This is a genomic window from Achromobacter sp. 1011791174, assembly GCF_059760925.1.
Map to the genome: position 1 here is coordinate 30,182 of NZ_JCBANH010000035.1, position 20,505 is coordinate 50,686.

Consider the following 20,505-nt stretch of genomic DNA (forward strand, 5'->3'; position numbering starts at 1 on the left):
AGACCGACATGGCTATGCAATCCCTGGACATCAAGCGGCGCTCCGCCACCACCACCCCGCCGCCCGGCGTCCGCGAGCCGTCCGTCGGCTCGGTCGCCAAGCTGATCGACGTTTCCAAGTGCATCGGCTGCAAGGCCTGCCAGGCCGCGTGCATGGAATGGAACGACCTGCGCGACGAGGTCGGCACCAACGTGGGCGTCTATGACAACCCGGCCGACCTGACCGAGCATTCCTGGACCGTCATGCGCTTCTCCGAATACGAGAACACGCAGGGCGACCTGGAATGGCTGATCCGCAAGGACGGCTGCATGCACTGCGAGGATCCCGGCTGCCTGAAGGCCTGTCCTTCGCCGGGCGCGATCATCCAGTACAACAACGGCATCGTGGATTTCCACGAAGAGAACTGCATCGGTTGCGGCTACTGCATCACCGGCTGTCCGTTCAACGTGCCGCGCATCTCGAAGAAGGACAACAAGGCCTACAAGTGCACCCTGTGCTCCGACCGCGTCGCGGTCGGCCAGGAGCCGGCCTGCGTGAAGTCCTGTCCCACCGGCGCCATCGTGTTCGGCACCAAGGAGGACATGAAGCAGCACGCGGCCGAGCGCATCGAGGACCTGAAGTCGCGCGGCTTCGAGCAGGCCGGGCTGTACGACCCGCAGGGCGTGGGCGGCACCCACGTCATGTACGTGCTGCACCACGCCGACCAGCCGGGGCTGTACCACGGGCTGCCGAAGGATCCGCACATCAGCCCGATGGTGTCGTTGTGGAAGGGCATCGCCAAGCCTTTGGGCGTGGCGGCGATGGCGCTGACCGCGCTGGCGGGCTTCTTCCACTACGCCCGCGTCGGCCGCAACGAGGTGCACGAGGAAGACGAACGCAAGGCCGAAGAGGAGGCTCGCCATGAGTGACAGCCAATCCCGCGACCACCGCGGCAACCGCCTGATCAAGCGCTACTCGCCCGGTGAACGCACCAACCACTGGGCCATCGCGCTGACCTTCATCCTGCTGGCGCTGTCCGGCCTGGCGCTGTTCCATCCGGCCTTCTTCTGGCTCTCGAACCTGTTCGGCGGCGGTCCCTGGACCCGCATCCTGCATCCGTTCATCGGGCTGGTGATGTTCTTCTGCTTCGTGGTCTTCGCAGGCCACATGTGGCGGCACAACCTCATGACGAAGGCCGACCGCCAGTGGCTGCGCCAGCTGGACGACGTGATCGACAACCGCGAGGAAAAGCTGCCCGAGGTCGGCAAGTACAACGCCGGCCAGAAGCTGCTGTTCTATGTGTTGATCCTGTGCATGCTGGGCCTGTTCGTCAGCGGCATCGTGATCTGGCGCGAATATTTCGCGTTCTACTTCCCGATCTGGGCCATCCGCGCCGCCTCGGTGCTGCATGCCGTTTGTGCGCTGGTGCTGATTTGCGCGATCATTGTGCATATTTACGCGGCGATCTGGGTCAAGGGTTCCTTGACGGCGATGCTGCGGGGCCATGTGACGGCAGGCTGGGCGTGGAAGCACCATCGCGCCTGGTTCCGCGAGCAGCTCAGGAAGCCCGCGGGCAAGTAGCCCGTCGCCTTCCCCGACCGGACCGGTCGCACGGCTGCCCGTCCCCCACCCGGGGCGGGCAGCCGTGTTCGTTTTCTTGGAGACGCAATTGCAGCGAATTCTTCCGCGCGGCGAGATCGAAGCGCTAGACCACAACCGCATTCCCCGCATCCAGCTGCCCGAGCGCGCCAGCGTGTTCGCCACGCGCGCCGCGCGCCTGCGTCATCTGGCGGCCGAAAGCCCGGTGGGCGACTACCTGCGGCTGATGGCCGACCTGGTCGACGCCCAGCACCGCGCCCTGCAGGATTGCCAACCCCCCGGCGCCGACGAGGACCGCATCTCGCTGGCCCAGGCACATGGCATGCCGCCGCTGCAGGCGGTGGGCTGGCCGCGCGACCCGCTGTGGCGGGCCATCCTGGCGCGGCTGGTCGACGAGGTCGCCAGGACGCCCGGCACGCCCGCCGAGGCCGCCGAGGTCTGCGCCGCGCTGCGGCGCGCCGTGGACGAGGACCCCGAGGCGCTGGAGGACCTGGCCGAAGCCGTGCTGGCCGAGCAGGACCACGGCGTCGACGGCGCCGCCGCGCCCTTCGTCATGGCGGCCCTGCAGGTCTACTGGACCAGCCTGGCCAGCCGTTTCGATGAGAAGCAGCTGCCGGTGACCAGCCCCTTCGGCGTCTGTCCGGTCTGCGCCAGCCTGCCGGTGGCCAGCATCGTGCGCGTGGGCGGCCAGTTCGAGGGCTACCGCTACCTGTGCTGCAGCCTGTGCTCGACCCAGTGGCACATGGTGCGCGTGAAGTGCTCGCACTGCGAGGACGTGGAATCGGTGGCCTATCAGGCCATCGAAGGCCGCTCCGAGGCCATCAAGGCGGAGACCTGCGACCACTGCCACAGTTATCGCAAGATCTTCTACCAGGACAAGGATCTGCACGTCGAGCCGGTGGCCGACGACCTGGCCAGCCTGATGCTGGACGTGCTGGTCGGCGAGGCCGGCTACGCCCGCGCCAGCGGCAATCCCTTGCTGTGGAACGGCACGGAGGAAGAATGAGCGCCGTCCCGTCGTCCGCTGGCGCCGCCCAGACCGCCGCCGTTTCCGACATTCCTTCGCTCGACCGGCTGTTGAACGCCGACGCGCTGCGGCCGGCGCTGGACGCCCACGGCCGCACCCAGGTGGTGGCGGCGCTGCGCCAGGATCTGGACGCGCTGCGCCAGCGCGCGCTGCAGGGCGGCCTGACGCGCGCCGAGCTGGACGCGGCGGCCGTGGCGGGCCGCGTGGACGCCGCGCTGGCCCGCGCCACGGCGCCGCGCCTGCGCGCCGTGCACAACCTGACCGGCACCGTGCTGCACACCAACCTGGGCCGCGCGCTGCTGCCCGACGAGGCCGTGGCCTCGGTGCTGCGCGCGTTGACCTCGCCGGCCAACCTGGAGTTCGACCTGGACACGGGCGGGCGCGGCGACCGCGACGATCTGGTCGAGGGCCTGCTGCGCGAGCTGACCGGGGCCGAGGCGGCCACCGTGGTCAACAACAATGCCGCCGCCGTGCTGCTGATGCTCAATGCGCTGGCGGACCGGCGCGAAGTGGTGGTGTCGCGCGGCGAGCTGGTCGAGATCGGCGGCGCCTTCCGCATCCCCGACATCATGAAGCGCGCCGGCGCCAAGCTGATCGAGGTGGGCACCACCAACCGCACCCACGCCGCCGACTACGAGAACGCCATCGGCCCGCGCACCGCGATGCTGATGAAGGTGCATTGCAGCAACTACGCCGTCACCGGCTTCACCAAGAGCGTGAGCGTGGCCGAGGTGGCCGCCCTGGCGCATGCGCGCGGCCTGCCGGCCACGGTGGACCTGGGCAGCGGCACGCTGGTGGACCTGGCCCAGTTCGGCCTGCCGAAAGAAGATACGGTGCGCGAGACCATCGCCGCCGGCGCCGACCTGGTCACCTTCAGCGGCGACAAGCTGCTGGGCGGCCCGCAGGCCGGCCTGCTGGTGGGCCGCGCCGACCTGATCCGCAAGATCAAGAAGAACCCGCTCAAGCGCGCGCTGCGCGTGGGCAAGCTGACGCTGGCCGCGCTGGAGCCGGTGCTGGCCCTGTACCGCGCGCCGGAGTTCCTGGCCGACCGCCTGACCACGCTGCGCCTGCTGACACGGCCGCAGCGCGAGATCCAGGCGCTGGCCGAACGGCTGCGCGGCGCGCTGGCGCACGCGGCCGGTTCCGCTTTCGAGGTCGAGGCCGTGCCCATGTACAGCCAGATCGGCAGCGGCGCTTTGCCGGTGGACCAGCTGCCCAGCTACGGGCTGGCGGCGCGCCATCGCGGCCCGGGCCGGCCGGGGCGGCACCTGGACAGGCTGGAAGCCGCGCTGCGCGGCCTGCCGGTGCCGGTGATCGGCCGCATCGCCGACGATGCGCTGTGGCTGGACCTGCGCTGCCTGGAAGCGCGCGACGAGGTCGCCTTCGCCGCGCAGCTGGCGGAGCCCATCCTGTGATCGTCGGCACCGCGGGCCATATCGACCACGGCAAGACCACGCTGGTGCGCGCCCTGACGGGCGTGGACACCGACCGCCTCAAGGAAGAAAAGGCGCGCGGCATTTCCATCGAGCTGGGCTATGCCTACACGCCGCTGGACAATGGCGACGTGCTGGGCTTCATCGACGTGCCCGGCCACGAGAAGCTGGTGCACACCATGGCCGCCGGCGCCAGCGGCATCGACTTCGGCCTGCTGGTCGTGGCGGCCGATGACGGCGTCATGCCGCAGACGCGCGAGCATCTGGCCATCCTGTCGCTGCTGGGCGTGGCGCGCGGCGCGGTGGCGCTGACCAAGGCCGACCGCGCCGACGCGGCGCAGCTGGCGGCGGCGCGCGACGGCATCGCCGCATTGACGGCGGGCACCTTCCTGGACGGCGCGCCGGTGTTCGAACTGTGCGCCGCGCAGGCTGGCGACGCCGGCACGGAACGGCTGCGGCGTCATCTGCACGAGGCGGCCCAGGCGCTGGGCCAGCGCCGCGACGACGGCCTGTTCCGGCTGGCCGTGGACCGCGTTTTCACGCTGGCGGGCCACGGCACGGTGGTGACCGGCACGGCGCACGCCGGCCTGGCGCGAGCGGGCGACGAAAGCGCCGACCTGCGGTTGATGCCGGCCGGCGAACGGCTGCGGGTGCGCGGCATCCACGCGCAGAACCGGCCCAGCGAAACCGGCGCGGCCGGACAACGCTGCGCGCTCAACCTGGCCGGCATCGACAAGAATGCGATCGCGCGCGGCGACTGGGTGGCGGACGCGCGTTGCTTCCTGCCCTCGCGCCATGTGGATGTGGAACTGACGCTGCTGCCGGGTGGTGAGGCCGATGCCGCCGGCGCGGCCGGCACGGTGCGAGCCTGGACGCCGCTGCATGTGCATATCGGCGCGGCCCGCCATCTGGCGCATGCCGTGCCGCTGTCGGCGGAAACGCTGGCGCCGGGCCAGTCCGGCTGGGCGCAGCTGGTGTTCGAGGCGCCGGTCTGCGCCATGCCCGGCGACCGCTACATCGTGCGCAACGCGCAGGCCACGCGCACGGTGGGCGGCGGCCGCGTGCTCGATCCGAATGCGCCGGACCGCAAGCGGCGCGCGCCGGCGCGGCTGCAATGGCTGCGCGCGCTGGCGGCGATGCTGGACGGCGCGGATCTCGCGCCGCTGCTGGAACAGGCGACGCTGGGCCTGGACGAAGCCGCCTTGCAGCGCCTGACCGGCCGCGACGCGCGCGCGCTGGCGGCACCTGCCGGGGCGCGATGGCTGGCCGGCCGCACGCCGCAGGCGCCCCGCACGCTGATCCTGGCCGCGCAGTGGGACGCGCTGCGCGCCAAGGCCGAGCAGGCGCTGGCGGCCTTCCATCAGGCAGCGCCCGACGAGCCCGGCCCGGACGGCGCGCGGCTGCGCCGCATGGCGCTGCCGGCCATGCCGGACGCCTTGTGGCAGGTGCTGCTGGACGATCTGCAAGCGCAAGGACGGATCGCGCGCAACGGGCCCTGGCTGCATCTGCCGGGACATGCCGCGACGTTGTCCGATGATGAAACCGCGCTGGCCGGCGCGCTGCTGCCGTTGCTGGCCGAGGGCCGCTACGATCCGCCCTGGGTGCGCGACCTGGCGCGCCTGCGCGGCGAGCCGGAAGAGCGCGTGCGGCTGCTATTGCGCAAACTGCTGCGGCGTGGCGAGGTGGCGCAGGTGGTGAAGGATCTGTTCTATCACCGTGACCGCGTGCGCGAGCTGGCGACGCTGGCGCGCGGACTGGCGGCCGCGCCCGCCGGGCTCAACGCCGCGGCGTTCCGCGACGCGACCGGCCTGGGGCGCAAGCGCGCGATCCAGATCCTGGAGTTCTTCGATCGCGTCGGCTACACGCGGCGCGTGCGCGACAATCACGTGCTACGCGGCGAAAGCGCCTACGCGCTTGGGCAAGCGGCGGCAGAGCCGGTATCATAGGCGGGCCTTCGCGGAAGGCATCCGTGCCCGGCGGCACGGCCGGGCTTCAAACCCGGTTGGGGGCGTCAGACGTTCCCAGGTAGGTTCGACTCCTGCTGCCTTCCGCCATCCCTCTTGCGCCCGATGCCGCGCGCGGCGCTTCAGGCCCGCAGCATGCGCGTGACGACGCCGCTGACGCGGTCGGCCTTCCAGTCCAGTTCGCCCAGATGCCATTGGCGCGCCGCGCCGCCTCGGTCGATCAGGTAGTTGGCCGGCAGACCCACCGCATTCCATGCCTTGGCCGCCGCGCTGTTGCGGTCGTGCAGCACCGTGCCGGCGACCGGCCATTTGGCGAGAAAGGTGCTGACCTTCGCCAGCGACTCGCCCACGTTCACCGCGACCAGCCGCAGACCTTCCTCGCGGTGCCGCCGCGCCATCGCCGACATCAGCGGGATTTCGTCGCGGCAGGGATCGCACCAGGTGGCCCAGAAGCTCAGCATCACGACACTGCCGCGCCAGGCCGAAAGCTTGTGTTCGCGGCCGGACAGGTCGGGCAGGATCAGCGGCGGCGTGGGCGAGGTCCAGGCCGCCCAGTCCGGGCCGGTGGCGGACTTGAGCGCGTCGTCCGAGGCGGCGCGCGCCGCCAGCGGCAGCGCGGCCAGCGCGAGGCCCGATTGCAGGAAGTGGCGGCGGCTGAACAAGGCGGACGGTCCGTGGCCGTCAGGCCGGGAGCTGGCGCGCCGTCAGGCGGTAGCGGAAGCTGTCGGGGTCCAGGCTGTCCATGCGCCCGGCGGCTGTCTCGCCATTGGGATACATCAGGAAAGGAACCGGGCCGAGGCCGGAGCCGGGCAAGGCCACGTCGTGGCCGTGGTTGAAGGCCACCCAGTTCATCTCCCAGGCGCCGAACAGCATCACGCGCGCCGCGCGCACCTGCGGATTGTTGATCGGCAATTCGCCCGGCGGCTCTTCCAGCATCACCTTGCGCACGTCGGCCGGGTCGACCGGCACCCAGCCGTGGCTGGCGGCGTAGAACTCGGCGCGGCAGTGCTGGGCGCGGGTGACGTCGCCGGCCTTGCCCAGGCTTCTGTAGCCCAGTTGCGAATCGGCCACGCGCAGCCCGTAGGCGTCGCGCGCGGGGATGCCTGCGGCGCGCGCCAGCGCCACGAACAGCGCATTGATGTCGGCGCACTTGCCGTTCAGGTCATTGGCCGTGAGCATGTAGCGCACGTCGCCCACGCCGCAGCCTCGGGTGGAGGCCGTGCGGCAGGTGTTCTCGACCACCCATTCGTAGATCGCGCGCGCCCGCGCCAGATCGCCGCTGTGGCCGCGCGTGATGCGGTCGGCGGTGGCCTTGACGATGCCGTCGGTGGGCAGCAGATCGGTGGGCTTGAGGTATTCACGCAGCGTCGCCGCGCTTTCGGGCCGGAAGTTGGCGGGCGCGGGCTGGTCCAGGTCGACGCGGCGGTTGCGCGTCTGGAAGCGGCTGATGACCGTGATCCTGCGTATGTCCGGGTTTTCAGGCCATTGCGCGGCCAGCATGCGCACGCCATAGCCGGGGGCCTGCGCCAGGCTGGCGGTGCCGCCGCCCTCGATGCGCCAGATGGTCTGCGCGCCGCGCTGGTAGTCGGTGTCGGCGCTGTCGGGCACGGGAATCCAGAGGCGGGCCTGGGCCCCGGGATCTTCGATGCTGATGTCGGCGGTCAGCTCGAAGGCGCGCCAGTCGGCGGAGACGGTGGCGGTGCGCTCCTGCGCCAGCGCGGAGCCGGCGAGCGTCGCGCCGGCGGCGCACAGGGCGCCCGAGGCGCCGGTGATACGGAGAAAGTCGCGGCGGTCCATATAGCCCTCACGCACGGTGAAGTGTGGCTGTCGGTGCGCCCTGGCGGGCGGCCGTCCCTTGCTGCCTGCTGCCTGGCCATGATAGGCCCATCATGGGCGCGGTGCTATCCTTTTTCGGTCTACATATGGAGAACCCTATGAACCAGAATGCAGCGGCCCCGGCCGTGCCGCGCCTGACCTCGCTGTCGCATGGCGGCGGCTGTGGCTGCAAGATCGCGCCGGGCGTGCTGTCCGAGCTGCTGGCCCGTTTCGGTCCGGCGGCCAGCTACCCGAACCTGATGGTGGGCACCGAGACCGCGGACGATGCCGCGGTCTACAAGCTCAACGACGAGCAGGCGCTGATCGCCACGACCGATTTCTTCATGCCCATCGTCGACGATCCCTACGACTTCGGCCGCATCGCCGCGACCAACGCGCTCTCGGACGTCTATGCCATGGGCGGCACGCCCATCATGGCGCTGGCCATCGTCGGCATGCCGATCAACGTGCTGCCGCACAGCGTCATCGCCGACATCCTGCGCGGCGGCGAATCGGTCTGCGCCGAGGCGGGCATTCCGGTGGCCGGCGGCCACAGCATCGATTCGGTCGAGCCCATCTATGGTCTGGCGGCAATGGGGCTGGTGCATCCCGGCCGCGTCAAGCGCAATGCCGATGCGCGCGCCGGCGACGTGCTGATCCTGGGCAAGGCGCTGGGCGTGGGCATCCTGTCCGCCGCGCTGAAGAAAAACCGGCTGGACGAGGCCGGCTACCGCGTCATGATCGACACAACCACGCGGCTCAACCGGCCCGGCGCCGCGTTGGCGGCGATGGAGGGTGTGCACGCCATCACCGACGTGACCGGGTTCGGCCTGCTCGGCCACGCGCTGGAAATGGCGCGCGGCGCGGGCCTGACCGCTCATCTGCGGCGCGCTGCGCTGCCCTGGCTGCCGGGCGTGCAGGCCTACGCGGCCGATGGCGTGATCACCGGCGCGTCGGGCCGCAACTGGGCGTCCTATGGCGCTTCCGTGAAGCTGGCGGATGACGTGACGGATGTGGAACGCGCGCTGTTGACCGATCCGCAGACCTCGGGCGGTCTGCTGGTGGCTTGCGCGCCGGAAGCGGCCCAGGCGGTGCTGGACCTGTTCCGCAGCCAGGGCTTCGACCAGGCGGCCGTGGTCGGCGAGATGGGCGCGGGCGCGCCCGAGGTGCGGGTCGGCTGAGTCCCGCGCGGGCCGCGCCGGCGCGCGGCCCGATCCCGCCTTATTTGCGCAGATGGCCCTGTTCCTGCACCTGCAGGTTGATCTGCCACTCCATCAGCGCCGGATAGGCGTTCAATCTGACGTGCTCCGCCCATTCCTCGGCCGTGGCGTCGCGCTCGGCCGCCAGGGCCAGGCCCGACGGGCCGGCCCAGGGCCGGATCCGGCTGGGGCGCTGGGGTTGGTAGGCGCCGGCCTGCGTGAGCATCAGATAGGGCGCGTTGAAACCGAAGCACCAGCCGCTGTCCGGATGCCGCGCCAGCAGGTCGCAGCCGGATTGAAAGTACGGGGCCTGCGAGAGGCTCAGCTGATAGAGCGTCGGCATGATGTCCTTGTGGCTGCCGATCCGCTCGCGGTCATAGACGGCATTGGCGCGGTAGGCCGGCGGGGCGTACACATAGAACGGCACCGCGCGGGCCAGCGCCGCGTCGTTCGGGTCCTGGTAGTCCACGCCCAGGATGTTGTGGTCGCCGGTGGCCGCGATGATGGTGCGGGCGCCGGCGGACGAGGCCTTCACGCGCGTGATGAAGCCGCCCAGCTGGTCGTTGGCGTAGCGCAGCGTGCCCAGCACGTCGTCGATGGCGGTCCAGTCGTAGAAATGCTTGGCCCGCGTCGCTTCGTCCAGCGCCAGGCCACGCCCGCCGGCGCCGGGCGGAGGCGTGAAGGGCGGATGATGGGTGGTCGACAGCGCCATGATGAACAGGGGCTGGCCGGCGCGGTCGGCCTCGGCCAGCCGTTCCTCCATGTAGCGGAACATGTATTCGTCGGGCACGCCCCAGGTGCCGATCTGCGCCTCGGGATAGCGCTGGCGCAGCGTCTGCTGGTCGATGAATTCGTGCGCGCCCTGCTGGCGCACGAAGGAGCCCAGGTTGCGCCAGGTGGACGTGCCCGAGGTAACGAACAGCACCCGGTAGCCGCGTTGCAGATACGGCGCGAAGGCATTGCCGGCGAACCTGGCCGATGCCGCCGACGACTGGCCGATGGCCTTCATGGGGCTGCGCACCAGCAGCCGGGCCAGCGAATCGATGGTGCCGTTGCCTTCGGACACGAAGCGGTCGAAGCGCCAGTCGGATTCCCAATGCGGCCGCAGCGCGCCCAGCAGGTCGCGTCCGGGGGCGTCGAGCGAGCTGAGGTGATGCCCCATGCTCTCCATGACCTGCAGCACGACGTGCGGCGGACGTTCGCGCGCGACAGGATTCAATGCCGTGACGGCCATGAAGGGTTCCAGGCCATCGCCGGGGCGGCCCAGGAAGCGCTGGTACAGCAGCTGCCCTTCGCGCTGCGTCACCGGAGAAAAGCGCTTGTCGTTGTCGCGGTCGGCCAGGGCCCAGGTGAAGGCCGAGATGCCGTTGGGCGCGATGTCGTTGAGCAGCGCGACGGCGGACAGGTTGGTGTCGTCCTTGTTCAGGGGGAACTTGCTGATCGAGCCGCGGCAGGCCAGCACCGTGATGCCGATGATCAGCAGCAGCCGCAGCGCGCAGGCGAGGACCGAGCGCGGTTCTGGCAAGGCCCGCTCCAGCCGCGCGCGCCATTTCGCGGTCAGCCACCATGTGGCCGCGAGCACGGCCGACAACAGCAGGCCGGCGCGCAGCACGGGATAGCCCTGCCACACGGTGCCCAGGACGGCCGAGGTGTCTTCGTCGATCAGGCCGAACACGAAGACGTCGATCGAACGGGCAAAGGTGGCGTAGTAGAAAACGCTGATCACCGTGGCGGCGGTGAACAGCATGGCCATCACCGCGCCCAGCGCGGACTGCCAGCGCAGCCAGCCGCGCTGCAGCCGGGGGAAGGCGGCGATCGCCAGGCCGGCCAGCAGCGGCGCCGAAAAGGCGATGGCGGCGACCTTGATGTCGAACAGCAGGCCGATGGTCAGCGAGCGGCCGACGTCTGCCGATGAGGCTGTGTACAGCGACGGCGGCGCGTGCTTTGCCAGCAGGTAGGCGCGGCCGGCGAACTGCGCCAGCACGCTGACCAGCCAGGGGGCCAGCAGCAGCAGGAAAGACTGCTGGAAGTTCTGGAACCAGCCTTGCCAGGAAAAAACCGGACGGGAAAGCTTCATCTGCGCCAATAGGTAAAAAAGAGCCTGCCCGCCAACGGCTGGGCCGGGCGGCGCGGGATGCTGCGGACTGCTTCTGGGAAAAGCGCGACGTCAGCGTCGCGCGGGGGCGTGCGGGGCAGGGCGCGTCCGATAGGTTGTTTGCATCATTGCGGAGGCGTTTCGCTGCAGGCCGACGGCATTCTAGCGAAGTCGCGGCCGGTCTTTATAAAGTTCTGTATAAATTTGTCCTCATGGGCCGCCAGGGTAATCAGTCCCCCAATCCGCGCGCCGTGGCCGCCGCCTGCTCCGTCAGCCAGCGCGTCACCACGTCGGCGTCGGGCGTGCTGCGGCGCGCGTTGCGGACCAGCCAGTAGGCGTGTTCGGTGGCGCTGGCCGGTTGTCCGCCCACGGCCGCCAGCCGGCGATCGGCCAGCATGGGCGCGATCAGCGCCAGGCGGCCCAGCGCGATGCCGTGGCCGGCCAGGGCCGCGTGCACGATCTGGTCGTACTGGTTGAAGCGCAGCATGCCCTTGGGCCGCACGCGCGACAGGCCGCGCGCGCTGAGCCATTCGGACCATTGCAGCCAGGGCCGGCTCGGGTCGTCGAATTCCAGCAGCACGTGGCGCTGCAGTTCGCGCGCGTCCAGGCCGCGCACGTCCAGCGTGGGGTGCGCCACCGGCACCACCGATTCGCCGAACATCCAGGCGGCGCCGTCGGGCACGGTGTCGCGCAGACTGTAGCGGATGGCGATGTCCACGCTTTCGCGGTCGATGTCGATGACCCGGTTGTCGGCCGCCACGCGCACATCGATGTCCGGGTGCGCCGCCTGGAAGTCGCCCAGGCGCGGCAGCAGCCACAGCGAGGCCACGCCGATGGTGGTGGTGACGGTGACCGGGGTGCGGCGCTCGGGCGCGCGCAGCTGCTCGGTCAGGTCGCCGAGCTGGGCCAGCCAGATATCGGCCATGCGGAACAGCCGAGCGCCTTCCGACGTGAAGGACACGCTGCGAAAGCCGCGCACCAGCAGCGGCACGCCCAGGTGCGCCTCCAGCGCCCGAATCTGGCGGCTGACGGCGGACTGGGTCACATGCAGGTCCTCGGCGGCCAGCGTGATGCTCATGCGCCGCCCCACGGCCACGAAGCCTCGGACCAGATCAAGCGGGGGCAGTTTGGCCAGTGGGTATGACATTCCTGAGACTCATGCGTAAGGGGCCGAAATATCGCTTGAGCACTATAACGCCTGAAGCGTCCAATATGACTCAGACGATGGGTTCCGTTGTATTTCATGCGAGGGTTCCCGCCGCGATAGCCGTTGCCGCGGCAAGGGGGCGTCATGATCCAGTTATGTTGCACTGCGGGAATGTCATTCCGTTTGGCCGGGCGTTCGACTATGCTGCTCAGACGCGCTTCGGGCCTGCGCATCGTGTGCCACGTCGGCACGCTTTGGGTGTCCGAATACCGCCAACCCGACGACAGCGTGCTGCATGCGGGAGAGGCCATCACCGTGGGCAGCGATCGCGATGTCGTCCTCAGCGGCCTGCCGGATGCGCAGGTCGCGCTAATTCAGGTCGCCGGAGCCCCGTGATGAATGTTCCCCAGCCCGATATGCCGCGCATGCAGATGTGGTTCGATTTCGCCAGCCCGTACAGCTACCTGGCGATCGAGCGCATCGAGGACCTGGCGCGCGAGGCCGGGGTGCGCGTGGAGCTGCGGCCCTTCCTGCTCGGCCCGATCTTCCAGGCCCAGGGCTGGAACGACACGCCGTTCCGGCTGTTTCCGGGCAAGGGCGCCTACATGATGCGCGACATCGCGCGCCTGGCCGACAAGTACGGCGTGATCTACCGCCGTCCGCGCCTGTTCCCGCGCATGAGCGTGCTGCCGGCGCGCATCGCGCTGATGGGACAGGATGAATCCTGGGGGCGCGATTTCTGCCTGGCCGTGTTCCGCGCCAATTTCCAGCACGACCTGGACATCCAGGCCGAGGATGTGGTCCATGACCTGCTGCGCGACCTGGCGCTGGACGCGGACGCGCTGATCGCGCGCGCCAAGACCGAGGCGGTCAAGGAATCGTTGCGCCGCCAGGTCGACCGCGCCCGCAATCTGGGCCTGTTCGGCGCGCCCACCTTCTTCGTCGGCGACGAGATGTTCTGGGGCAACGACCGGCTCGAGGATGCGCTGGAGTGGGCGCAGCAGGGCCCTGCGGCCGCCCGCGCCACGGCCCGCGTCGCCGCGTCGGCCTGAGGCCGTTCAACCGCTTGATGGCCGCGCCACGCGCTTGAACAAGGCCGCGCCCACCGCTTTTTCCCACCCCTTCAGCCTAGCAATGAAGAACTCCAGCAGTCCCTTGCGCGGCGCGCCCATGCCGGGCGGCCGTTCGTTCACCCAATTCCGCGCCGCGCGCATCCGTCGCGTCGCGTTCCAGTGGAAGCAGTCCGGGTCCGCCGATGCCGTGCCGCCGGGCAAGCAGGGGCGGGGCGGCAGCTGATTGGGCCCGACTCCCTGTTTCACGGCTGCGCGATTGGCCTTGAGCGGTCGCGGAACCGGTTCTCAGCCGCGGCCCACCGGCGCCACGTTCGCCCATTCCTCGTCCGAGTACAGCCGCGAGCGCAGCAGGAAGCGCCGGCCCTCGGCGCTGTCCAGCGAGAAGGCGCCGCCGCGGCCGGGCACGGCGTCGATGATGAGCTGGGTGTGCTCCCAGTAGGCGAACTGGTCCTCGCCCATGTAGAACGGGCAGCCTTCCAGGTCGCCCAGCAGCACGTCGGCGCCGCCCACCATGAATTCGCCCAGCGCGTAGCACATGGGCGAGCTGCCATCGCAGCAGCCGCCGGACTGGTGAAACATCAGCGGGCCGTGCTTGGCCCGCAGCGTGGCGATCAGGTCGCGGGCCGCGTCGGTGGCGACCACGCGCGGCGTGGCTTCGGGCATGGCGTGTCTCCGGTCGCGCGTTGCGGACCCGGTCCGCGGCGCTTGCCTTGGACCGGGCGGGCGGCGGCCGCGACGCCGCCGCCGCTGTCGCCGGATCAGAAGAAGCCCAGCTTCTTTGGCGAGTAGCTCACCAGCAGGTTCTTGGTCTGCTGGTAGTGGTTGAGCATCATCTTGTGGTTCTCGCGCCCGATGCCGGATTGCTTGTAGCCGCCGAACGCCGCGTGCGCCGGATAGGCGTGGTAGCAGTTGGTCCAGACGCGGCCGGCCTTGATGCCGCGGCCCATGCGGTAGCAGGTGTTGATGTCGCGCGACCAGACGCCCGCGCCCAGTCCGTAGAGCGTGTCGTTGGCCTGGCTGAGCGCGTCCTCGGCGTCCTTGAAGGTGGTCACGGCCACCACCGGGCCGAAGATCTCTTCCTGGAAGATGCGCATCTTGTTGTGGCCCTTGAACACCGTGGGCTGCACGAAGTAGCCGTGCTCCAGCGCGCCCGCCAGCTGCGCGCGCGCGCCGCCGGCCAGCACCTGCGCGCCTTCCTGCTTGCCGATGTCCAGGTAGGACAGGATTTTTTCCAGCTGCTCGCTCGACGCCTGCGCGCCCAGCATGGTGTCGGCGTCCAGCGGATTGCCTTGCTTGATCGCCGCCACGCGCTTGAGCGCGCGCTCCATGAACTTCTCGTAGATTGATTCCTGGATCAGCGCTCGGCTGGGGCAGGTGCAGACCTCGCCCTGGTTGAGCGCGAACATCACGAAGCCTTCGACGGCCTTGTCGAAGAAGTCGTCGTCCTCGGCGGCGACGTTGTCGAAGAAGATGTTGGGCGACTTGCCGCCCAGTTCCAGCGTCACCGGGATGATGTTCTGCGACGCGTACTGCATGATGAGGCGGCCGGTGGTGGTCTCGCCGGTGAAGGCGATCTTGGCGATGCGCTTGCTGGAGGCCAGCGGCTTGCCCGCTTCCAGGCCGAAGCCGGTGACGACATTGAGCACGCCCGGCGGCAGGATGTCGGCGACCAGCTCGGCCAGCAGCATGATGCCCAGCGGCGTCTGCTCGGCCGGCTTGAGCACCACGCAGTTGCCGGCGGCGAGCGCCGGGGCGAGCTTCCACGCGGCCATCAGGATGGGGAAGTTCCACGGGATGATCTGCCCGACCACGCCCAGCGGCTCGTTGAAGTGATAGGCCACCGTGTCGTGATCGATCTCGGACAGCCCTCCCTCCTGGCTGCGGATGGCCGAGGCGAAGTAGCGGAAATGGTCGATCGCCAGCGGGATGTCGGCGGCGCGGGCCTCGCGGATGGGCTTGCCGTTGTCCCAGGTCTCGGCCGTGGCCAGGCGCTCCAGGTTGGCTTCCATCGCGTCGGCGATGCGCAGCAGCATGCGCGCGCGCTCGGCCGGCGCGGTGGCGGCCCACTTGGGCGCGGCGCGGTGCGCGACGTCCAGCGCCATCTCGATGTCGCGCTCCTTGGAGCGGGCGTTGCGCGTCAGCAGCTGGCCGGTGACCGGGGTGAGGTTGTCGAAGTATTCGCCGTCAGCCGGCTTCTGCCAGCGTCCGTCGATGAAATTGTCGTACTGCGGCTTGATGTCGATGCGCGTGCCATAGGTGTCGGGGGTGACGCGGGTCGCGATGTCCATTGCTAGTCTCCGTAAGTGTTTTTATGCAGCGGGTTGATGCAGCGGGAATGGCGGCGGCAGCCTGCCTGCATGCTCTCAAGCAATCCGCGTGCCAACCGGGGACGCGGCTGGACAAGCGCGCGGACCGCGTGCGAAAGTAGGCTTGCGCGCGCCTCCCGCAGGCGCGGACGGCGCAAGTCCGTCCCGGCGCTGTCGCGTTTTGCGACAACGTCGCGCAACAGGTGTCGCAGAACGCCGCTCAAGGAGACATGCATGGCCATCCAGACCCGTCGGCAGTCGCTGACGCAAGCGCGCCTGCTGTTCAATCAGCAGGGCGCGGTGCCCGGCGGCATGGTCGCCGAGCCGATCCTGCGTTCGTGGCGGCGCTGCGCCGACCTGGGTTTCGACATGCGCGGCCTGCGCCCCGCCGAGCCGCTGACCCAGGCCGAGCTGCGCGAGGCCCGCGAGCGCAACGAGGCGCTGCGCCGCATGTCCGATCCTGTCATGGCCGAGCTGCGCAAGCGTGCGCACGGGCAGGGCGGCCTGGTGATCCTGTCCGATTCGCGCGGCCTGGTGCTGGATTGCGGCGGCGACCTGGATTTCGCCCAGCGCGCATCGCGCATCGCCCTGATGCCCGGCTCTCCCTGGGACGAGGCCGCGGCTGGCACCAATGCCATCGGCACGGCGCTGGTCGAGGGCCGTTCCATCGTCGTGCACGGGGCCGAGCACTATTTCGAGCCCAACCGCATCCTGACCTGCGCGGCGGTGCCGGTGTGCGACAGCCAGGGACGGATCCTGGGCGTGCTGGACCTGTCCAGCCTGGCGGGCGGCATCCGGCCCGATGCGCTGGCCCTGGTGCGTGCCGCCGTGGACCAGATCGAACATCGCCTGTTCGCGCAGGCGCACGAGCGCGACACCGTGCTGCGCCTGCATGCCGATCCGGCCGGGCTGGGGGCGCCGGGCGAGGCGCTGCTGGCCTTCCGGGGCGACCTGCTGGTCGGGGCCAACCGGCTGGCGCTGCGGGCGCTGGAACTCTCGGCCACGGCGCTGGGCGTGTATCGCCATGAAGACCTGTTCGAAGACGCGCTGACGCACGCGCCCGATGCCACGGGCCGGGTGCAGGCGCGCAACGGCGCCGTCTATCACGCGCGGCTGAGCCTGCCGCCGTCGCCCGCGCCGCGCGTCGTGCCGGCGCCTGAACGCAGTCAGCCCCGCGCCGTCGCGCCCGCGCCAGCCGCCGTCAGCCTGGACGCGGCGGCGCTGGACGCGCTGGGTCGATCTGTGCACCTGATGGATGCCGGCGTCTCCATTCTGCTGCAGGGCGAAACCGGCGCGGGCAAGGAAGTGTTCGCGCGCCAGATGCATGCGCGCAGCCGGCGCGCCGCCGGGCCGTTCGTGGCGGTGAACTGCGCGGCGCTGCCTGAAAGCCTGATCGAATCCGAACTCTTCGGCTATGAAGACGGGGCCTTCACCGGCGCGCGCCGCCAGGGCAGCAAGGGGCTGCTGCGGCAGGCGCATGGGGGCGTGCTGTTCCTGGACGAGATCGGCGACATGCCGCTGGCCTTGCAGTCGCGCCTGTTGCGCGTGCTGCAGGAGCGCGAGGTATCGCCGCTGGGCGGGGCGCGGCCGGTGCCGGTGGATTTCGCGCTGCTGTGCGCCACGCATCGCCCGCTGGCGCACGAGGGCGCGGATGCGCCGGTGCGGCCGGACCTGTATTTCCGCATCGCCGAATACACGGTGACGCTGGGGCCGCTGCGCGAGCGGACGGACCTGCGCGAGCTGCTGCGCACGCTCTGGAACGCGCAGGGCGCGGCGACGGCGTTGCCGCCCGTGGTCGAGCGGGCGTTGGCCAGCTACGCCTGGCCGGGCAATTACCGGCAGCTGGTCTCGGTGCTGCGCACGTTGCGCGTGCTGGCCGGCCCGTCGGGCGTGGCGGGCTTGTCGATGTTGCCGGAGGAGATCCAGCGCGGGGGCGTTGATGCGGCGCGGCATGCGCCGCGCCAGCCCGAGGAGGCGTCGCCGCCCAGCCTGCAGGCCTTGGCAGACGCGGCCATCCGCGAGGCGCTGGCCGCGCATGGCGGCAATGTCAGCCGTGCGGCGCGTGTGCTGGGCGTGCACCGCAGCACGCTGTACCGGCGCGTGGCGGCGCTGGAAGCGGCCCGGGCCGAACGGCCGTAGGCTGTCCGGGACCGGGCCCGCTGGAGATCAGGGGGCAGGGGATCAGCGGATCAGCCGCGCCAGTTCCGCGCCCGGATCGGGCGCGCGCATGAAGGCTTCGCCCACCAGGAAGGCGTCGACCTTGTGCTGGCGCATCAGCTGAACATCCTCGGGCTTGAGGATGCCGCTTTCGGTCACGACGCGCTTGCCGGCGGGAATCAGGGGCAGCAGGTCCAGCGTGTTCGACAGGCTGGTCTCGAAGGTGCGCAGGTTGCGGTTGTTGATGCCCAGCAGCGGCGTCTTCATCGTAAGCGCGACTTCAAGTTCCTTGGCGTCGTGCACTTCCACCAGCACGTCCATGCCCAGTTCCATCGCCAGCGTTTCCATCTCGCGCAGCTGGCCGGGGCTGAGCGCGGCCACGATCAGCAGCACGCAGTCGGCGCCCATGGCGCGGGCCGAGATGATCTGGTAGGGGTCGATCACGAAGTCCTTGCGCAGCACCGGCAGGGAGCAGGCCGCGCGGGCCTGGCGCAGGTGGTCGTGCGAGCCCTGGAAGAACTGCACGTCGGTCAGCACCGACAGGCAGGCCGCGCCGTGCACGGCATACGAGGCGGCGATCTCGGCCGGGCTGAATGTTTCGCGCAGCACGCCCTTGGACGGCGAGGCCTTCTTGATTTCGGCGATCACGCCGGGCTTGCCTTGCGAGATCTTGTCTTCGATGGATTGCGCGAAGCCGCGCACGTCCTGCCGGGCCTGCGCCTCGCGCAGGACTTCGGCTTCGCTGCGCATCTGGCGTGCGGCTGCGACTTCCTCGGCCTTGACGGCGAGAATTTTCGCGAGAATGTCATTCATTTCATTGATCCATGATGCAGGTGCAATACCGGCAATAACTGAAACCCAGGCCGTGCAAGAGGGATGCCGCGGAGCCGGCTTTGCCGGTCCGCAGGCATGCCCCCGTGAGGGGGAAAGCGCGTGAGCGCGTCGGGGGCGGGCCCCACGCTCGCGGAGCCGGCTTTGCCGGTCCGCAGGCGTGCCCCCTTGAGGGGGAAGCGCGCAGCGCTTCGGGGGTGGGCCTGTGTCATTTTTGGAATTTCCGGGTGTATGCGCAGAATTCTTCTAGCTTGGCGCGTGCGGCGCCGGTGGCGATCATTTCGAATGCTAGCGCCAAGGCTTCGGGAATGGAACCGGCTTTGTTACCGGCATAGATGGCCAGACCCGCGTTGAGCGCGACGATATCACGGGCGGCGCCCTCGGCATTGTCCAGCGCCTCGATGACAAGCGCACGCGATTCCTCGCGATTGGATACCTTGATGCTGCGGTTCGACATCATGGACAGGCCGTAGTCCTCGGGATGGATCTCATATTCCGAGACTTTGCCGTCCTTGAGTTCGCCCACCAGCGTGGCCGCGCCCAGCGAGGCCTCGTCCATGCCATCCTTGCCATGCACCACCAGCACATGGCGCGAGCCCAGGCGCTCCAGCACGCGCACCTGGATGCCGACCAGGTCGGCGTGGAACACGCCCATCAGCTGGTTGGCGGCGCCGGCCGGGTTGGTCAGCGGGCCCAGGATGTTGAAGATGGTGCGCACGGCCAGTTCCTTGCGCACGGCGGCCACGTTCTTCATGGCGCCGTGGTGGGCGGGCGCGAACATGAAGCCGATGCCGGTGGCCTGGATGCATTCGGCCACCTGCTCGGGCGACAGCGTCAGGTTGGCGCCCAGGGCTTCCAGCACATCGGCGCTGCCGCTGGACGAGGAGGCGCTGCGGTTGCCGTGCTTGGCGATGGGCACGCCGGCGGCGGCGGCCACGAACATGGACGTGGTGGAGATGTTGAAGGTGTGGCTGCCGTCGCCGCCCGTGCCGCACATGTCGAGCAGGTCGGCCGGATTGGGCGTGACCACGGGCGTGGCGAATTCGCGCATGACCTGCGCGGCGGCGGTGATCTCGCCGATGGTTTCCTTCTTGACGCGCAGGCCCATCAGCAGGGCGCTGGCGATCTGCGGCGACATCTCGCCGCGCATCAGCATGCGCATGAGATGCAGCATCTCGTCATGGAAGATTTCGCGGTGTTCGATACAGCGCGTGAGCGCTTCGGCGGCGGAAATGGTCACGATGCGTCCTTCTTCAGGCGAGGTTCAGGAAATTGCGCAGCAGCGCGTGGCCGTGCTCGCTGAGCACGGACTCGGGATGGAACTGCACGCCGTATAGCGGCAGGGTCTTGTGGCGCACGCCCATGATGTCGCCGTCGGGCGCCGTGGCCGTGACGGCCAGGCAGTCGGGCAGCGTGGCCGGGTCTATGGTCAGAGAGTTGTATCGGATCACCGTGTAGGGCGTGGGCAGGCCGGTGAAGATGTCGGTGCCGGTGTGCGAGATGCGGACGGTCTTGCCGTGCATGATCTGCTGGGCGCGCACGATGTCGCCGCCGAAAGCCGCGCCGATCGCCTGATGGCCCAGGCACACGCCCAGGATGGGCTTCTTGCCGGCGTAGGCCTGGATCACGGGCACCGAGATGCCGGCCTCGGCCGGCGAGCAGGGGCCGGGCGACACGCAGATGCGGTCGGGGTTGAGCGCGGCGATCTCCTCCAGCGTGATCTGGTCGTTGCGCGCGACGCGCACGTCCTCGCCCAGTTCGCCGAAGTACTGCACCAGGTTGTAGGTAAACGAATCGTAGTTGTCGATCATCAGCAGCATGTTCTTCTCTCCTGGGGAGCCGGGGCCGGCTCCGCTGGTCGTATCGGTTGTCGGGGCGCG

At 69.8% G+C, this 20,505-nt stretch carries 19 protein-coding genes and 1 tRNA gene; 11 read left to right on the forward strand and 9 right to left on the reverse strand.

Annotation, left to right across the window (positions count from 1 at the left end):
- Positions 1 to 8: 8 nt before the first annotated feature.
- The 6 genes from fdxH (at position 9) to AC6LJ5_RS14370 (ending at position 6,092) form a co-directional block, all read left to right on the forward strand.
- The gene (gene fdxH / locus AC6LJ5_RS14345; RefSeq protein WP_103272122.1) at positions 9 to 908 is read left to right on the forward strand and encodes a formate dehydrogenase subunit beta; all 900 of its coding nucleotides are present in this window, start codon (positions 9 to 11) and stop codon (positions 906 to 908) included.
- Positions 901 to 1,560 carry a formate dehydrogenase subunit gamma gene (locus tag AC6LJ5_RS14350; RefSeq protein WP_498140811.1) on the forward strand — a complete coding sequence of 220 codons (660 nt, stop codon included), beginning with the start codon at positions 901 to 903 and terminating at the stop codon, positions 1,558 to 1,560. Before fdxH ends, AC6LJ5_RS14350 begins: the two co-directional genes overlap by 8 nt.
- Before the next feature lie 88 nt (positions 1,561 to 1,648).
- Positions 1,649 to 2,584 (forward strand): formate dehydrogenase accessory protein FdhE, encoded by a 936-nt coding sequence (gene fdhE, locus AC6LJ5_RS14355; protein ID WP_103272124.1) that lies wholly within the window; start codon positions 1,649 to 1,651, stop codon positions 2,582 to 2,584.
- Positions 2,581 to 4,020: an L-seryl-tRNA(Sec) selenium transferase gene (selA, locus tag AC6LJ5_RS14360; RefSeq protein WP_498140812.1), complete on the forward strand. Its 1,440-nt coding sequence runs from the start codon at positions 2,581 to 2,583 to the stop codon at positions 4,018 to 4,020. Before fdhE ends, selA begins: the two co-directional genes overlap by 4 nt.
- Positions 4,017 to 5,984, forward strand: coding sequence for a selenocysteine-specific translation elongation factor (selB, locus tag AC6LJ5_RS14365; protein WP_498140813.1), 1,968 nt, complete (start codon positions 4,017 to 4,019; stop codon positions 5,982 to 5,984). The genes selA and selB overlap by 4 nt, the downstream gene beginning before the upstream one ends.
- 12 nt (positions 5,985 to 5,996) lie before the next feature.
- Positions 5,997 to 6,092, forward strand: a tRNA-Sec gene (locus AC6LJ5_RS14370).
- A gap of 32 nt (positions 6,093 to 6,124) precedes the next feature.
- On the opposite strand, the gene AC6LJ5_RS14375 is transcribed toward AC6LJ5_RS14370, so the two are convergent.
- Positions 6,125 to 6,664, reverse strand: coding sequence for a TlpA disulfide reductase family protein (locus tag AC6LJ5_RS14375; RefSeq protein ID WP_103272127.1), 540 nt, complete (start codon positions 6,662 to 6,664; stop codon positions 6,125 to 6,127).
- Positions 6,665 to 6,683: 19 nt separating this feature from the next.
- Positions 6,684 to 7,799: a transglutaminase-like domain-containing protein gene (locus tag AC6LJ5_RS14380; RefSeq protein ID WP_392411540.1), complete on the reverse strand. Its 1,116-nt coding sequence runs from the start codon at positions 7,797 to 7,799 to the stop codon at positions 6,684 to 6,686.
- A gap of 137 nt (positions 7,800 to 7,936) precedes the next feature.
- Between AC6LJ5_RS14380 and selD the strand changes: the two genes are divergently transcribed.
- Positions 7,937 to 8,998 carry a selenide, water dikinase SelD gene (selD, locus tag AC6LJ5_RS14385; protein ID WP_498140814.1) on the forward strand — a complete coding sequence of 354 codons (1,062 nt, stop codon included), beginning with the start codon at positions 7,937 to 7,939 and terminating at the stop codon, positions 8,996 to 8,998.
- A gap of 40 nt (positions 8,999 to 9,038) precedes the next feature.
- Here the strand turns inward: selD and AC6LJ5_RS14390 are convergent, their stop codons facing one another.
- Positions 9,039 to 11,093, reverse strand: coding sequence for an LTA synthase family protein (locus AC6LJ5_RS14390; RefSeq protein WP_498140815.1), 2,055 nt, complete (start codon positions 11,091 to 11,093; stop codon positions 9,039 to 9,041).
- 247 nt (positions 11,094 to 11,340) lie between these two features.
- A complete protein-coding gene (locus AC6LJ5_RS14395) occupies positions 11,341 to 12,258 on the reverse strand; it encodes a LysR substrate-binding domain-containing protein (RefSeq protein ID WP_212313711.1) in 918 nt (305 codons plus the stop codon).
- Positions 12,259 to 12,459: 201 nt separating this feature from the next.
- Here AC6LJ5_RS14395 and AC6LJ5_RS14400 point away from each other — a divergent pair, with 201 nt between their 5' ends.
- From AC6LJ5_RS14400 to AC6LJ5_RS14410, 3 genes are all read left to right on the forward strand, one after another.
- Entirely contained in the window at positions 12,460 to 12,654 is a 195-nt protein-coding gene (locus AC6LJ5_RS14400; RefSeq protein ID WP_233772681.1) for a DUF2917 domain-containing protein, read from the forward strand.
- On the forward strand, positions 12,654 to 13,310 hold the full coding sequence (locus AC6LJ5_RS14405) for a 2-hydroxychromene-2-carboxylate isomerase (RefSeq protein WP_498140816.1): 657 nt from the start codon (positions 12,654 to 12,656) through the stop codon (positions 13,308 to 13,310). Before AC6LJ5_RS14400 ends, AC6LJ5_RS14405 begins: the two co-directional genes overlap by 1 nt.
- A gap of 82 nt (positions 13,311 to 13,392) precedes the next feature.
- Entirely contained in the window at positions 13,393 to 13,554 is a 162-nt protein-coding gene (locus AC6LJ5_RS14410; RefSeq protein WP_199770965.1) for a hypothetical protein, read from the forward strand.
- 62 nt (positions 13,555 to 13,616) lie between these two features.
- Here AC6LJ5_RS14410 and AC6LJ5_RS14415 read toward each other — a convergent pair whose 3' ends face one another.
- Together AC6LJ5_RS14415 and adh are read right to left on the reverse strand one after the other, a co-directional pair.
- Positions 13,617 to 13,994, reverse strand: coding sequence for a DUF779 domain-containing protein (locus AC6LJ5_RS14415; RefSeq protein ID WP_103272134.1), 378 nt, complete (start codon positions 13,992 to 13,994; stop codon positions 13,617 to 13,619).
- A gap of 95 nt (positions 13,995 to 14,089) precedes the next feature.
- The gene (gene adh / locus AC6LJ5_RS14420; protein WP_498140817.1) at positions 14,090 to 15,619 is read right to left on the reverse strand and encodes an aldehyde dehydrogenase; all 1,530 of its coding nucleotides are present in this window, start codon (positions 15,617 to 15,619) and stop codon (positions 14,090 to 14,092) included.
- A gap of 252 nt (positions 15,620 to 15,871) precedes the next feature.
- Between adh and AC6LJ5_RS14425 the strand changes: the two genes are divergently transcribed.
- Positions 15,872 to 17,776 (forward strand): sigma-54-dependent Fis family transcriptional regulator, encoded by a 1,905-nt coding sequence (locus AC6LJ5_RS14425; protein WP_498140818.1) that lies wholly within the window; start codon positions 15,872 to 15,874, stop codon positions 17,774 to 17,776.
- 42 nt (positions 17,777 to 17,818) lie between these two features.
- On the opposite strand, the gene trpC is transcribed toward AC6LJ5_RS14425, so the two are convergent.
- The 3 genes from trpC to AC6LJ5_RS14440 all read right to left on the reverse strand — a co-directional run bounded on the left by trpC (position 17,819) and on the right by AC6LJ5_RS14440 (position 20,445).
- A complete protein-coding gene (gene trpC, locus AC6LJ5_RS14430) occupies positions 17,819 to 18,607 on the reverse strand; it encodes an indole-3-glycerol phosphate synthase TrpC (protein WP_103272137.1) in 789 nt (262 codons plus the stop codon).
- A gap of 226 nt (positions 18,608 to 18,833) precedes the next feature.
- The gene (gene trpD / locus AC6LJ5_RS14435) at positions 18,834 to 19,865 is read right to left on the reverse strand and encodes an anthranilate phosphoribosyltransferase (RefSeq protein ID WP_103272138.1); all 1,032 of its coding nucleotides are present in this window, start codon (positions 19,863 to 19,865) and stop codon (positions 18,834 to 18,836) included.
- A gap of 13 nt (positions 19,866 to 19,878) precedes the next feature.
- Entirely contained in the window at positions 19,879 to 20,445 is a 567-nt protein-coding gene (locus tag AC6LJ5_RS14440; protein ID WP_498140819.1) for an aminodeoxychorismate/anthranilate synthase component II, read from the reverse strand.
- Between the last annotated feature and the right edge of the window lie 60 nt (positions 20,446 to 20,505).